The 12147-nt window shown below is 39.4% G+C and carries 15 protein-coding genes and 1 riboswitch; of the genes, 2 read left to right on the top strand and 13 right to left on the bottom strand.

What is annotated here, in order from left to right:
- Window positions 1–102: 102 nt before the first annotated feature.
- The 4 genes from HMPREF2697_RS01475 to HMPREF2697_RS01460 form a co-directional block, all read right to left on the bottom strand.
- Window positions 103–1002 carry a helix-turn-helix transcriptional regulator gene (locus HMPREF2697_RS01475; protein ID WP_070849317.1) on the bottom strand — a complete coding sequence of 300 codons (900 nt, stop codon included), beginning with the start codon at window positions 1000–1002 and terminating at the stop codon, window positions 103–105.
- Between the two features lie 180 nt (window positions 1003–1182).
- Window positions 1183–1833, bottom strand: coding sequence for a phosphatase PAP2 family protein (locus tag HMPREF2697_RS01470; RefSeq protein WP_070849314.1), 651 nt, complete (start codon window positions 1831–1833; stop codon window positions 1183–1185).
- A gap of 2 nt (window positions 1834–1835) precedes the next feature.
- Window positions 1836–2393, bottom strand: coding sequence for an ECF transporter S component (locus HMPREF2697_RS01465; RefSeq protein ID WP_070849311.1), 558 nt, complete (start codon window positions 2391–2393; stop codon window positions 1836–1838).
- 80 nt (window positions 2394–2473) lie between these two features.
- Window positions 2474–2596: riboswitch (FMN riboswitch) on the bottom strand.
- A gap of 106 nt (window positions 2597–2702) precedes the next feature.
- The gene (locus HMPREF2697_RS01460; RefSeq protein ID WP_070849308.1) at window positions 2703–3212 is read right to left on the bottom strand and encodes a tRNA (cytidine(34)-2'-O)-methyltransferase; all 510 of its coding nucleotides are present in this window, start codon (window positions 3210–3212) and stop codon (window positions 2703–2705) included.
- A gap of 277 nt (window positions 3213–3489) precedes the next feature.
- Here HMPREF2697_RS01460 and trkA point away from each other — a divergent pair, with 277 nt between their 5' ends.
- Together trkA and HMPREF2697_RS01450 are read left to right on the top strand one after the other, a co-directional pair.
- Complete coding sequence (trkA, locus tag HMPREF2697_RS01455) at window positions 3490–4839, top strand: Trk system potassium transporter TrkA (protein ID WP_013990035.1); 1350 nt, start codon at window positions 3490–3492, stop codon at window positions 4837–4839.
- A gap of 6 nt (window positions 4840–4845) precedes the next feature.
- Complete coding sequence (locus HMPREF2697_RS01450; protein ID WP_022496358.1) at window positions 4846–6285, top strand: TrkH family potassium uptake protein; 1440 nt, start codon at window positions 4846–4848, stop codon at window positions 6283–6285.
- Between the two features lie 22 nt (window positions 6286–6307).
- On the opposite strand, the gene yidD is transcribed toward HMPREF2697_RS01450, so the two are convergent.
- The 9 genes from yidD to racE form a co-directional block, all read right to left on the bottom strand.
- Window positions 6308–6556 (bottom strand): membrane protein insertion efficiency factor YidD, encoded by a 249-nt coding sequence (yidD, locus tag HMPREF2697_RS01445; RefSeq protein ID WP_013990033.1) that lies wholly within the window; start codon window positions 6554–6556, stop codon window positions 6308–6310.
- Window positions 6556–7281, bottom strand: coding sequence for a pseudouridine synthase (locus HMPREF2697_RS01440; protein WP_049529103.1), 726 nt, complete (start codon window positions 7279–7281; stop codon window positions 6556–6558). Before HMPREF2697_RS01440 ends, yidD begins: the two co-directional genes overlap by 1 nt.
- A 90-nt stretch (window positions 7282–7371) precedes the next feature.
- Window positions 7372–7953, bottom strand: a complete 582-nt coding sequence (gene scpB, locus HMPREF2697_RS01435) for an SMC-Scp complex subunit ScpB (protein WP_049553981.1) — start codon at window positions 7951–7953, stop codon at window positions 7372–7374.
- Complete coding sequence (locus HMPREF2697_RS01430) at window positions 7946–8659, bottom strand: segregation/condensation protein A (protein ID WP_070849305.1); 714 nt, start codon at window positions 8657–8659, stop codon at window positions 7946–7948. Before HMPREF2697_RS01430 ends, scpB begins: the two co-directional genes overlap by 8 nt.
- Window positions 8659–9420 (bottom strand): site-specific tyrosine recombinase XerD, encoded by a 762-nt coding sequence (xerD, locus tag HMPREF2697_RS01425; protein ID WP_070849302.1) that lies wholly within the window; start codon window positions 9418–9420, stop codon window positions 8659–8661. The genes HMPREF2697_RS01430 and xerD overlap by 1 nt, the downstream gene beginning before the upstream one ends.
- Window positions 9374–9856, bottom strand: coding sequence for a cyclic-di-AMP-binding protein CbpB (gene cbpB, locus HMPREF2697_RS01420; RefSeq protein ID WP_002883680.1), 483 nt, complete (start codon window positions 9854–9856; stop codon window positions 9374–9376). Before cbpB ends, xerD begins: the two co-directional genes overlap by 47 nt.
- On the bottom strand, window positions 9853–10374 hold the full coding sequence (locus tag HMPREF2697_RS01415; protein WP_002886530.1) for a metallophosphoesterase: 522 nt from the start codon (window positions 10372–10374) through the stop codon (window positions 9853–9855). The genes cbpB and HMPREF2697_RS01415 overlap by 4 nt, the downstream gene beginning before the upstream one ends.
- A complete protein-coding gene (locus HMPREF2697_RS01410) occupies window positions 10356–11330 on the bottom strand; it encodes a nucleoside-triphosphate diphosphatase (RefSeq protein WP_002886529.1) in 975 nt (324 codons plus the stop codon). Before HMPREF2697_RS01410 ends, HMPREF2697_RS01415 begins: the two co-directional genes overlap by 19 nt.
- On the bottom strand, window positions 11323–12138 hold the full coding sequence (gene racE / locus HMPREF2697_RS01405) for a glutamate racemase (RefSeq protein WP_002883619.1): 816 nt from the start codon (window positions 12136–12138) through the stop codon (window positions 11323–11325). Before racE ends, HMPREF2697_RS01410 begins: the two co-directional genes overlap by 8 nt.
- Between the last annotated feature and the right edge of the window lie 9 nt (window positions 12139–12147).

The raw sequence follows: 12147 nt of genomic DNA, 5'->3' as shown, positions 1-12147 counted from the left end.
ATTTAGTTTTTTCAAAATAAAACTCCTTTTAACTGTTATTTATGTTTCTATAGTAAACATTTAACCATTAAAAAAGTAGTGACATTTATGTCACCACCATTTCTATAAACCATCTGCCGCTTTCCCTGCTTTTATACTTTCTTCTAAAACCGAGTCTTCTAAAACGGAAGCAAACATTATGGCCTTATCGTAATTCTCTGCAGCCTTTTTCTTATTTTCCTTATGCAGAAGTTCATATTTAGCTTTGAGAACAAAAACACTAGGTTTATAGCTATAGAATTGTGATTTTTCTATAACGGCTAATGCTTTATCCACAACTGTTAAGAAGTCTGAAAAGGAATTGTGAAAAATCTTCAAAGCAGCAATAGCCATCAAATCATTAAATAAAACAATATTATGGACATCATCTGTCCAAATTTCCTGATTTAATACTCTCTTTACGATTTTTTCAAAAAGTTTTTTGTCATACTGTTTTCTTCCATAAAGATGGAAGAAATAATAGTCAATAACTAATAAATCGTTAGTTGAGAATTTCTTCTTCCTTTTGACCTGTTCAAATAAATCTTCATATATTTCCTCAACCTTTGGACTCTCCTCCCAACTAGTGAAACTTAAAATATTTTCCAAAATATCTAGAGTTAACAACTCTTCTTCTGGCAGAAGTTCAAAGAATTTCTCATAGACTTCCTCAATTAAGGCAAGTTTAGCCTTTATTCTTTCTGGATTTCTGTACGTTGGAAACTTAATCAAACGATTCTTCATCTCATAATATTCGTCAGGAATGGTAATATTGTCATGATCCAATAAATCGGCCATATTTTTTCCTAGACGTTTTGCAATATAAGATAATTTATCCAAAGACGGGAGCGACTCCCCTTTTTCAATGCGAATTAACTGACGCACAGTCAATTCCGCACCATCTAAACATAGCACTTCACGTGACATCTGCTGACGTTCACGCTCAGTTTTGATTCTTAGTCCAATGCTGTCTTTTATGTTCAAGAGACTCTCCTTTATTTCAAAAGTTTAAAAATATTATATCATAATTATAATACAATTAATATACAGTTAATATGATCTTAACAGAATAATAGTCAAAAAAAGCTATTTTTATACATTTTATATAAGAAGACCCTTCCTTTGCATCAAACAAACATGCAGTTCAAAAACTACATGTTTGTTTTATTTCTGTTTACTTTGGAATCGCCATTCAAAGCGAATGCGGTCATAAGTTGGATAGATAGCATTAAGCAAAGCAAAGGCTAAGGTAAAGCCAGCTAAAACATCTGTTGGATAATGAACACCCACATAAATACGCGAAAGTCCAACAAGGAAAATCAGAAGCCCAGTAATACCATAAACTACTATTTTAGATTCTTTTTTCGCCAAACGCTGAGCAAGAACAATGGCAATTGCTCCAAGAATCATAAAAGTTCCCAAAGAGTGACCACTAGGGAAAGAATAACCACTAGCATGCACTAAATGCGTAATTGATGGGCGTTGACGCTGATAAATATACTTTAAACTTACAATCAAGATACTAGCGAGAAGCCCACTGGCTCCTACAAAGATAGCTTCTGCTTTATACTGACGTAGATAAAGCCAGATTACTGCTACGATTGCAATAATAGCCTGTACGGGCGTATTCCCAAGTATGGTAATCGTTTTAAAAAAGCGTGTCAATCCTGCTGGTAAGTCTCCTCGAACCCAAGTTTGAATGTTGCTATCAAATCCTGTTAAGGCTTCAGGATAGAACTTAACCATGTAACCGAGAGCAACAAATAACAATAAGGCAAAAGAAGCATAAATATAATGTGTGTGTTTGTGTTTCATATTTATAATTTTACTAGAATAGACTTAAGCGGAGCATAAATAAGAGCAAAGGCTACCGCAAAAATCAATCCTTGAAGTACATTGAAAGGTACTACCATAGCGAAAAGGTATTTATAGAGACCTATGAATTGCGCAATATCGAAGTTGGCAAATTTAGCATAGAGTGGTACTGCATAAATATAGTTAAGAATAACCATAACAACTGTAAGCAAGACAGTTCCTACAACAGAACCAAGAATATAATTCTTGCTTGTTTGATTTTTCTTCCAAAAATAGCTTAGGCCCCAAACAAAGACTCCTAGAGCAACGAAATTCATAGGAAGTCCAATCATTGATCCTGGACCACCATTGTTTAGCAAAAGCTTCAACAATGAACGAAGCAAGAGAACACCAATGGCACTCTTAAAATCAAAGATAACCAAGGCAATAAGAACAGGAAGGATTGAAAAATCAACCTTCAAAAAGTCTGCTGCTGGAATCAATGGAAATGAAAAATAAAGCAACAAGAATGAAACTGCGGATAAAATGGCAATGTAAGCCAATTTACGTGTGTTTGTCATAAAAAAATTCCTCCAAATTTTAACAATTTGAAAGAAGTTCCCAATGGATTTGCCTATGCCAAAAAAGCCTACGCAAAAAGACTGGTCTTCTTCCATCCAGACTGTACTGTCGGTTGAGGAATCACACCTCATCAGCTTGCGCTCGCGGACTTATCCAAAGAATCACCGCCGGTCGGGAGTTTCACCCTGCCCTGAAGACCTTTTAAGAATAACATAAAAAAACCTTGGTGACAAGGTTCTCAAATTATGGATTTCTAATCTCTTGATAGTCAATGACTATAATTATTCTTTTAAAACAAAATGAAGTATCTATTTTAATTTATCGTGTTGATAACGATGACTCAGCTCCAACCCCTCGAACTGTTGCTGACGAAGTGCCTCGTAAACAATCATACAAACAGTGTTGGACACATTTAGACTACGCACATGTTCGTCATTCATCGGAATACGAATAGCTTTTTCAGGATGCTCACGCATAAAATCTTCAGGTAGGCCTGTATCCTCACGACCAAACATAAAATAGTGGTCTTCACCATCAGCATAGGCTTCTTCTGAATAAGTCTTATCCGCAAACTTCGTGACTAGATGCAAACGACCATCTTGATTTTTGGACATGAAATCTACCAAATTGTCATAATAAGTGATGTCAAGCTTATCCCAGTAGTCCAGACCTGCACGTTTCATTTTCTTGTCATCAATTGGAAAGCCCATAGGACGGATGATATGAAGAGGGCTATTAGTCGCTGCACAGGTACGTGCAATATTTCCGGTGTTTTGTGGAATACGAGGTTCAAACAAGACAATATGATTACGTGACATCTCAATTCTCCTAGACATAAAAAATACCATGTCGCCCGGAGTCAAGCTCAGCAGACGACATGGTTGTGGACGTTCATTAGCTTAAATCATGACAGGTTAGATTTAAAATAACGAATCTTTGAATATATTTTAGCACTTCTAGTCTAAAAGTCAAGACTATTTAAAGAAAAATTTTACCTTTATTCACTTAAATAGGAATAGTTAATAAAGCTAGCTGAAAAGGATGATTTTTCCGCTAAAATAGAGTATCATAGTAATGATTATTTGGAGGTAACTCATGCGTATTATTGTCGTAGGTGCCGGTAAAGTCGGTACCGCACTCTGCCGTTCTCTTGTTGAAGAGAAGCACGATGTTATTTTAATTGAAGAAAAGGAAGAGGTCCTCAAACGCCTCAGTAAACGTTATGATGTTATGGGCTTTGCTGGAAATGGGGCTAATTTTAAAATTCTGGAACAAGCCGAGGTTAGTAACTGCGATGTCTTTATCGCGATGACTGATAAAGATGAAGTAAACATGATTTCAGCCGTTCTGGCTAAACAAATGGGTGCCAAAGAAACCATTGTTCGTGTGCGTAACCCAGAATACTCAAATGCTTATTTCAAAGACAAGAACTTTCTTGGATTCTCATTAGTAGTTAATCCTGAACTTTTAACAGCTCGCTATATTGCCAATACAGTTGAATTTCCAAACGCCCTATCAGTTGAGACTTTTGCTAATGGACGCGTTATTCTTATGGCATTTAAAGTCACTGAAAATAGCCAATTGTCTGGTATGACAATGGAACAATTCCGTAAGAAATTCGGCAATATTCTAGTTTGTACGATTGACCGTCAAGGTGAGCTCATCATTCCAGATGGGAATGCTACCATGCAAATTGGGGATAAGATTTATGTCACTGGTAAACGTGTTGATATGGCGCTTTTCCACAGTTACATCAAGCCAAAAAGTATCAAAAAACTTTTGTTGATTGGTGCTGGACGTATCTCCTACTACTTGCTCAATATCTTGAAAAACAATCGTATTAAGGTCAAATTGATTGAGCAAAAAATGGACCGTGCGCAAACCTTTAGTCAAGTCTTCCCTGAAGTTTCTGTTATCTTAGGTGATGGTACTGCTAAAGACCTTCTTCTCGAGGAAAGTGCAGCCAGTTATGATGCCGTAGCTACCCTAACTGGAGTAGATGAAGAAAATATCATCACCTCTATGTTCCTCGAAAGCCTTGGTATTCACAAGAATATTACTAAAGTCAACCGTACTAGTCTTTTAGAGATTATCGATACACGTGAGACAACAACAATTGTCACACCTAAGAGTATTGCCGTTGACACTGTAATGCACTTTGTCCGTGGGCGTTATAATGCTAAAGACTCTAGTCTCGATGCCCTTCACCATGTGGCTAATGGTCGTATCGAAACCTTGCAATTCCAAATTAAGGAAAACAACAAAATCGCCGGGAAGAAACTTTCTGAGCTTGAATTTGCTAATGGTGTCCTTATCGCTGCTATTATCCGCAATGGAAAATCTATTTTCCCAAAGGGAGAAGACAGACTCGCTATTGGGGATAAAATCGTGGTCGTTACACTCTTACAAAATGTAACTCATATTTACGACTTGTTGAAGAGGTAAGCTGCCATGAATCGATCTATTGTCCGTTTTCTTATTGCCAAGCTCCTACTTATTGAGGCTGCTCTCTTGGTTGTACCACTTATCGTTGCCCTCATTTATCAAGAAGATGCCAAAGTATTTGCCAGCATCTTGGGTACGATGGGGATTCTCCTCTTTCTCGGAGTACTTGGTACTCTCTTTAAACCGAAGAACTACCATATTTACACCAAAGAAGGGATGCTTATTGTAGCCCTCTGTTGGGTGCTCTGGTCCTTCTTTGGAGGATTGCCCTTCGTCTTTGCTGGACAGATTCCAAGTGTCATTGATGCCTTCTTCGAGATGAGCTCTGGTTTTACAACCACAGGGGCTACTATTCTCACAGATACTGGAGTACTTACCCACTCCCTCCTCTTCTGGCGAAGCTTCGCCCACTTGATTGGAGGGATGGGGGTATTGGTCTTTGCCCTAGCCATCATGAACAACAGTAAAAATGGTCACCATGAGGTTATGCGTGCAGAGGTGCCTGGTCCAGTTTTTGGTAAGGTCGTGGCCAAGCTCAAAAATACAGCTCAAATTCTTTACATCATCTATTTAACCATGTTCGTTATTTTTGCTGTTATTCTCTGGCTTTGCGGTATGCCAATCTTTGATAGTATCATCACTGCTATGGGGGGCGCAGGTACTGGGGGATTTGCTGTCTATAATGACTCTATCGCCCACTACCACAGCGATCTGATTACCTATGTGGTTACTGTTGGTACCCTACTCTTTGGGGTTAACTTCAACCTTTATTTCTATATCCTCCTTCGCAAAATCAAGTTTTTCTTCCAAGATGAAGAACTACGTACCTACTTTGCGATTGTGGCTATTTCAACTGGTTTAATTATCCTCAATATTTTTGGAATCTACCACAATTTGGCTGACTCTTTCAAATACTCATTTTTCGAAGTGTCAACTATCATCACAACAACCGGTTTTGGTCTGACAGATATTACCAAATGGCCACTCTTTTCTCAGTATATCCTACTCCTCCTGATGTTTATCGGAGGGTCAGCAGGTTCTACAGCTGGTGGTTTCAAGGTTATCCGTGCTATGATTATTGCTAAGATTGCACGAAATCAGACTCTGGCTAGCCTCTATCCTAATCGTATCCTGTCACTTCATATTAATGGAAGTGTTCTCGATAAAGAAACGCAGCACAGTGTTCTCAAATACCTAGCTGTATATGTACTCATTATACTAAGTTTAGTCACTGTTTTGTCACTGGATAATCAAGACCTCTTGATTGTGACAAGTGCTGCTGCTTCAACCTTTAACAACATTGGACCATTACTTGGAACGAGTGATAGCTTTGCTATTTTCAGTCCTTTATCTAAGCTTATCATGGGATTTGCTATGATTGCAGGACGTTTGGAAATCTATCCTTTATTACTCCTCTTCCTACCAAAAACTTGGTCAAAAACTTAAGCATAGAAAAACTCCTTTGGATTCATTTATCCAAAGGAGTTTTATTACGTTTTAGACTAAAATAATCTGGCACCGGATCATCTCCAGTCTCTGATAGGGGGTGACATCTTAAGATACGGGCAATTCCCATAAGAACTCCCTTTAAGCCATGCTTTTCTATTGCTTGGATCATATAAACCGAACAAGTTGGACGAAAACGACAAGACGGTGGAAATAGGGGAGAAATCCATCTCTGATAAGCCCTGACCAAGGCAATCAGAAATCTTTTCATTATTTGACCTTATTGACAGCAGCGTTATGAAGCTGACTGATTTCTTTCTTATTTAGACGGCGTGATTCACCTGGACGAAGCCCTGTCAAATCAAGAGTCCCAAAACGTGTACGAGACAACTTATCAACGAGCAAGCCCACTGATTCAAACATTTTCTTAACCTGGTGGTTACGCCCTTCATGAATTGTCAATTCAACAACTGAACGATTCTTTTCATGGTCAACTTTGATAATATTGTAACGTGCTGGCTTGGTTTTCTTGCCATCAATGACCACTCCACGAGTCAAAGGACGAAGGTTCTCCTTGGTCGCAATACCTTTGACACGCGCCAAATAAACCTTGTCAATCTCATTACGTGGGTGAATCATTTTATCGGTAAAGTCACCATCATTAGTCAAAATAAGTAGGCCAGTCGTATCCCAGTCAAGACGACCAACAGGATAGATACGTTCCTTAACGTGGGGCATGAGGTCAATCACCGTCTTACGATTTTTCTCATCAGATACCGAAGAAATAACCCCTCGTGGCTTATTAAGAAGATAATAGACCTTCTCTTCATTATAAATTGGGCTACCATTTACCTCAACGACATCACCGTTTTTGACAATAGTTGCCAATTCCGTAACGGTCTTCCCATTTAGGGTCACACGACCTTCTTTAATCAGTTCCTCAGCCTTACGACGGCTGGCCACACCAGCGTGGGCAATATATTTATTAATTCGCATTTTTTTCTACAGCTTAAGCTGTATCCTTTCTACCTAGCATCTCTGCTATGTTTCTTTATTTTTAATGATTAGTTTCAACAAGGTTTACTCTTAATTGTCCAAGTCCTCAAGCTCCTCTGGAGCATCTTCCCTAAAGAGACTCGTTTCTTGCTCTTCAAGTTCTAGTTGATCAATAGCAACAAGTTCCTCTAAACTATTAATCCCCATAAAGTCTAGGAAATAATCAGTAGTCGCATATAGGTTAGGACGACCGACAGCATCTTTTTTACCAGCCTCTTGAATGAGATCAAAGGCCTGAAGTTTAGCAATAGCACCACTAGAATTAACACCTCTAATGTCATCGACTTCAGCACGTGTAATAGGCTGTTTATAAGCAACTATAGAGAGGACCTCGAGACTCGCTCGTGATAGACTCTGGTTGATTGGCGTTTTAGAATAGTTACGAAGGAGACTTGCAAAATCTGGCTTAGTCACCAGCTTATAGGTATTTGACGATTCCAATAAACAAAGAGCTGAATCCTCATCTGCCGCGTACTTGGCTTGCAATTTCTCCAAGGACTGAGTCAGACCCGTCACTGGCATTTCCAAAAGCTGCGCCATAGTACGTAGACTAAGACCATCTTCACCAGCCACAAAAAGTAAAGCTTCTAATCGTGCTAAGTGACTACTCATTCGTCCATTCCTTTCTTAGTGTGATTGTACCAAAAATTGTTTCCTGCTGTACTGATATGCGATGTACCTTAATCAATTCAAGAGTTGCCAAAAAGAGGGTGATTACTTGATTCATATCTTTGGCATCTGTGAAAAGTTCATCCAGATACAGCTCATTTTTTAAGCCGAATGCTTCCTCAATAATCAGCATCATGTCTTCAATTTTATAATCGTCACGCGCAATAGTCGTGTGATTTCGGCGAATTTCTTCCTGCTTTTCAGCCATGATTTTTGAAAAAGCCAAGAAAATGTCTTGAATGGTCTTATCCTGATTCAGCGTCACATCTTCATAAACCAATTCAACTTTTGGTTTTGAAAAATACTGAGCTCGTACCTCATGCTGCTTAGCCAACTCTTGACTAGCTGCTTTAAAGCGTGCATATTCTTCCAATTGACTCAAGAGCTCTAGTTCTGGATCATCTGCTTCAGGCTCAGCTTCCACCACTGTGGGCAGAAGCTTACGACTCTTAATCAGCATGAGCTGACTAGCCATAAGCATATATTCCCCAGCAACTTCAAGCTTCATGGCTTGCAAGGTTGCCAAATAAGCCAAGTATTGCTCGATAACCTCAACAATGGGAACATCGTAAATGTCTACCTCATACTTAGAAACCAGGTGGAGCAACAAATCCAGTGGCCCCTCAAAATCTTTTAACTTAATATCCATTAGGTTTTATAGTATTTCTCCAAGGTCACTGGACTTTTTAGTCCCAGTAAACGAGCAAGTTCAAAGGCGCCCGTTCCCTTTTCAATCTGTCTAAGAATAAATTGCTGACGCAAGACTTGAGCGGTTACATTCGATAAACCACAGTCACTAACATAAGTTTGGATTTGCTTATACAGCCATTGTCGAGTATAGAGCTTACCCAAAAGCAAGCCCTGGCTGTTGACATCTTTAATAGCCAACAAATACTGCTTCACATCTGCTTCAAGTCTGAGAACACGCTTAGTGCTTCCCTTGGCCACAGTTACAACACCAAAATCCAAGTCAATATCGGCCCAGTCCAACTCCAAAATCTCTGAAGGTAAGAGTCCCAACTCTAGAATCAGCAGACAAGCCAGCTTACCAACCCCTTCACGCCCCTCATAAAGCGATGAAAAATCCAGTATTCGCAACTTATCCTCCTGAGAAGGTATTGTAACCGTCTCTGATAGTTTGAAAAATTTCTCTAATTCACCCTTTTGATAGAGGTATAGCAAAAATTGATTGACCGCAGAGCGCTTACGCTTTTGTACGGATGGCTTCCATTCCTTCAGTTGGTTTTCATAGAGCTTGAGACTGGTTTGATCAATTTGTCCTGAAATCGACGTTGCAAACTGCTTAAGATCATAAGCATAAGCTTGCTTTGAACTCTCCGAAATGACCTTAGTAGCCAGAAAATCAGTGATCTGAGTTGTCAGTTGTTTTTGGAATGATGATATAGTCATGTGTAAAGTCATGTAAGAGGCTATTAACCGCCTTTAGAATCGATTTTCGTGTGATAATTCCTTTGAAAATACCTTGGCTGTCAACCACAGGAAGGAAAGGATTATTAACTAGCTTATGCATTACCTCATTTAGATTGGCATTATCTTCCACTGTTTCCACGACATCTGATGTCATCGGTCCGATATCACGGTTAACCATCTCCCACTCTTGCAAGTTATGTTCATCTTGATAACGCTTAATATCTGTCAAAGATATGGTCCCAAGATAGTGCTTATCCTTAGTCAAAACGGGAACGCGCGAATAACCATTGCTTGTCAAAAGCAAGACCACATGATCAGCGTTGTGACTATCAATAAAAATAGCAACCTGATCTGATGGAATTAAATAATTATCTAAATGAGCCAACAAAAAATCTTCAAATTCTTTAGCAATCATCGTTCAAATTCCTGTGTAAGTTCTGAATAAAGTTCATGGTCACGTGTGTAATATTCTACACGAATTTTTGAACTGTTTATAATCACCTTAGCATAAAGTTTCTCATGGATAGGTCCACGTGGCTGTGAAACAGATCCTGGGTTGATAAACACTGTCTTACCATTTCGCCAAGCTGCTGCCGCATGCAAGTGGCCATAGAGGCAAATATCTGCATCCTCTTGTTGCGCCCAAAGATCTAACTTGTCCCAGGTAAAATTAATGCCATAAAGATGACCATGTGTTTGTGCAATAATCACATCACCAAGTTTTACGACCAAACGTTCTGGATAACCTGAATCATAATCACAGTTGCCACGAACCACATGGATACCTTCCCAGACAGGATCACTTGATTCTAACTCAGAATCTCCGTTATGGAAAATAGCATCTACCTTCCCCTGATAACGATTTTTTATATCTACTACAATGTCACGTTCTCCATGGGAGTCGCTCATTACGATTATTGTTTGTTCTGCCATGCTGGGAAGACCTCCATAAGTTTCTTAACAGCTTGTCCACGGTGAGATTGTTCATTTTTCTCTTCTGCAGAAAGCTCTGCTGCCGTTTTACCCGTATTACCAACTAAAAAGAGTGGATCATAACCAAAACCATTGTCACCTTTCGGTTCTCGGCCAATATAACCCTTCCAGTCGGCATCAACAACCAAACTATCACGTCCAGGGGCTGCAACAACTAGGGTTGTATGGAAGTTCGCAGTACGTTTGCTATCATCAAGCACCATAGCCAGCTCGTGTAATAATTTAGCATTATTTTCATCATCCGTAGCATCAGGACCAGCAAAGCGAGCAGACCAAACTCCTGGTAAACCTCCAAGAACATCTACCTGCAAACCAGAGTCATCTGAAAGGACCATTTTACCAGTTAATTCAGAAATGGTTTCCGCCTTCAAGCGTGCATTTTCTTCAAAGGTCATACCCGTTTCAGCAACTTCAGGAAGGTCTGGATAATCATTAAGATTCTCTACCTTAATACCTAGTTTTCCAAATAGTTTACGAAATTCCTTGGTTTTTCCTTCATTGCGTGTCGCAATCAATAGGACATCACCAAAGTCTGATTTGTTATCAGAACCAAAGAAATCGCTCAAGGCGACACCTTCTCTAGGCACATGTACATAGACAAGCTTATCTCCTTCACTAACTACCAAAGCCCCTTGATGTTGCGTAACAGCTAGGTCACGACCAGTTTCCTCTTTCAAGCAATCCAAAATAAAGGATACCAAGCGAAGGTCTGAAGAATGTTTCGCAATATGTAACTGAAAGCCACTAACAGCCAAAACGTTAGTCAAAGCTTGGAAAAAGTCAACAAATTGCTCATAGGCCTCATCACCACCAAAACAAGTCAAGTGATTGTAGTTTCCAAAACTAGCCAAATACCAGTCTTGTTCGTCTTTATATTCAAAAATTGATTTAGTCATTTTCTAACTCCTTGTCCAAATCGACATGTTGGACAGCAACTTCTTCACCTAGCCATTGTTCTGCGATTTCTTTAAAACCAAGCACACTAGCCGTGGTGTAATATTCTTCCGTCTTGTCTTCGACTTCACGGCTACGATTAATCTCAAAATAATTGAGCAAAACAGAAACATCACGAACTGTTTCCGCTCCGCTATCAATTAGCTTGACACTTGGCCCCATAACATTTTGGATGATGGGACGTAAAAGTGGGTAATGGGTGCAACCCAAAACCAAGGTATCTACCTTACCGACTAAAGGTGCCATGCTTTCATAAACAATTTTTTTAGCCACACTTGAGTTAATTTCATTGGATTCAACAATAGGGGCAAAGCGAGGACAAGATAAACTCAAGACATTCATTTGTGGTGCCAAATGCTTAATTTTTTGTTCATAGATGTTAGAGGCAATCGTCATTGGAGTCCCAATGACACCAATATGACCCGATTGGCTAGACTTAATAGCCGCACTAGAACCAGGCAAAACCACACCTAGCACTGGGATATCCAAGGCTCCTTTGATTTCCTCCCAAACTACTGCTGTTGCCGTATTACAGGCAATAACAATCATCTTTACATCTTTGGTCAGAAGGAATTTAACCAACTGCCAGGTATACTGTCTGATTTGTTCTGCCGGTCTAGGACCATACGGTGCCCTAGCAGAGTCACCAATATAAACAATAGACTCGTGAGGCAACTGACGTTTAAGTTCACGTACTACCGTCAGTCCTCCGACACCAGAATCTAAAAATCCTATAGGTCGATTATCCATCTTGCCTCC

This window comes from Streptococcus sp. HMSC064D12 (assembly GCF_001837205.1).
GTDB classification, from domain to species: domain Bacteria; phylum Bacillota; class Bacilli; order Lactobacillales; family Streptococcaceae; genus Streptococcus; species Streptococcus salivarius_D.
Note: the sequence above shows the minus strand (reverse complement) of the source record. Positions and strands in the feature narration are given on the sequence as shown.

What these genes read in the sequence shown, in the direction of transcription:
- HMPREF2697_RS01470 (WP_070849314.1), bottom strand. Translation starts at nt 1,833, where the DNA reads ATGAAACACAAACACACACATTATATTTATGCTTCTTTTGCCTTATTG.
- HMPREF2697_RS01465 (WP_070849311.1), bottom strand. Translation starts at nt 2,393, where the DNA reads ATGACAAACACACGTAAATTGGCTTACATTGCCATTTTATCCGCAGTT.
- HMPREF2697_RS01460 (WP_070849308.1), bottom strand. Translation starts at nt 3,212, where the DNA reads ATGTCACGTAATCATATTGTCTTGTTTGAACCTCGTATTCCACAAAAC.
- trkA (WP_013990035.1), top strand. Translation starts at nt 3,490, where the DNA reads ATGCGTATTATTGTCGTAGGTGCCGGTAAAGTCGGTACCGCACTCTGC.
- HMPREF2697_RS01450 (WP_022496358.1), top strand. Translation starts at nt 4,846, where the DNA reads ATGAATCGATCTATTGTCCGTTTTCTTATTGCCAAGCTCCTACTTATT.
- yidD (WP_013990033.1), bottom strand. Translation starts at nt 6,556, where the DNA reads ATGAAAAGATTTCTGATTGCCTTGGTCAGGGCTTATCAGAGATGGATT.
- HMPREF2697_RS01440 (WP_049529103.1), bottom strand. Translation starts at nt 7,281, where the DNA reads ATGCGAATTAATAAATATATTGCCCACGCTGGTGTGGCCAGCCGTCGT.
- scpB (WP_049553981.1), bottom strand. Translation starts at nt 7,953, where the DNA reads ATGAGTAGTCACTTAGCACGATTAGAAGCTTTACTTTTTGTGGCTGGT.
- HMPREF2697_RS01430 (WP_070849305.1), bottom strand. Translation starts at nt 8,659, where the DNA reads ATGGATATTAAGTTAAAAGATTTTGAGGGGCCACTGGATTTGTTGCTC.
- xerD (WP_070849302.1), bottom strand. Translation starts at nt 9,420, where the DNA reads ATGACTATATCATCATTCCAAAAACAACTGACAACTCAGATCACTGAT.
- cbpB (WP_002883680.1), bottom strand. Translation starts at nt 9,856, where the DNA reads ATGATTGCTAAAGAATTTGAAGATTTTTTGTTGGCTCATTTAGATAAT.
- HMPREF2697_RS01415 (WP_002886530.1), bottom strand. Translation starts at nt 10,374, where the DNA reads ATGGCAGAACAAACAATAATCGTAATGAGCGACTCCCATGGAGAACGT.
- HMPREF2697_RS01410 (WP_002886529.1), bottom strand. Translation starts at nt 11,330, where the DNA reads ATGACTAAATCAATTTTTGAATATAAAGACGAACAAGACTGGTATTTG.
- racE (WP_002883619.1), bottom strand. Translation starts at nt 12,138, where the DNA reads ATGGATAATCGACCTATAGGATTTTTAGATTCTGGTGTCGGAGGACTG.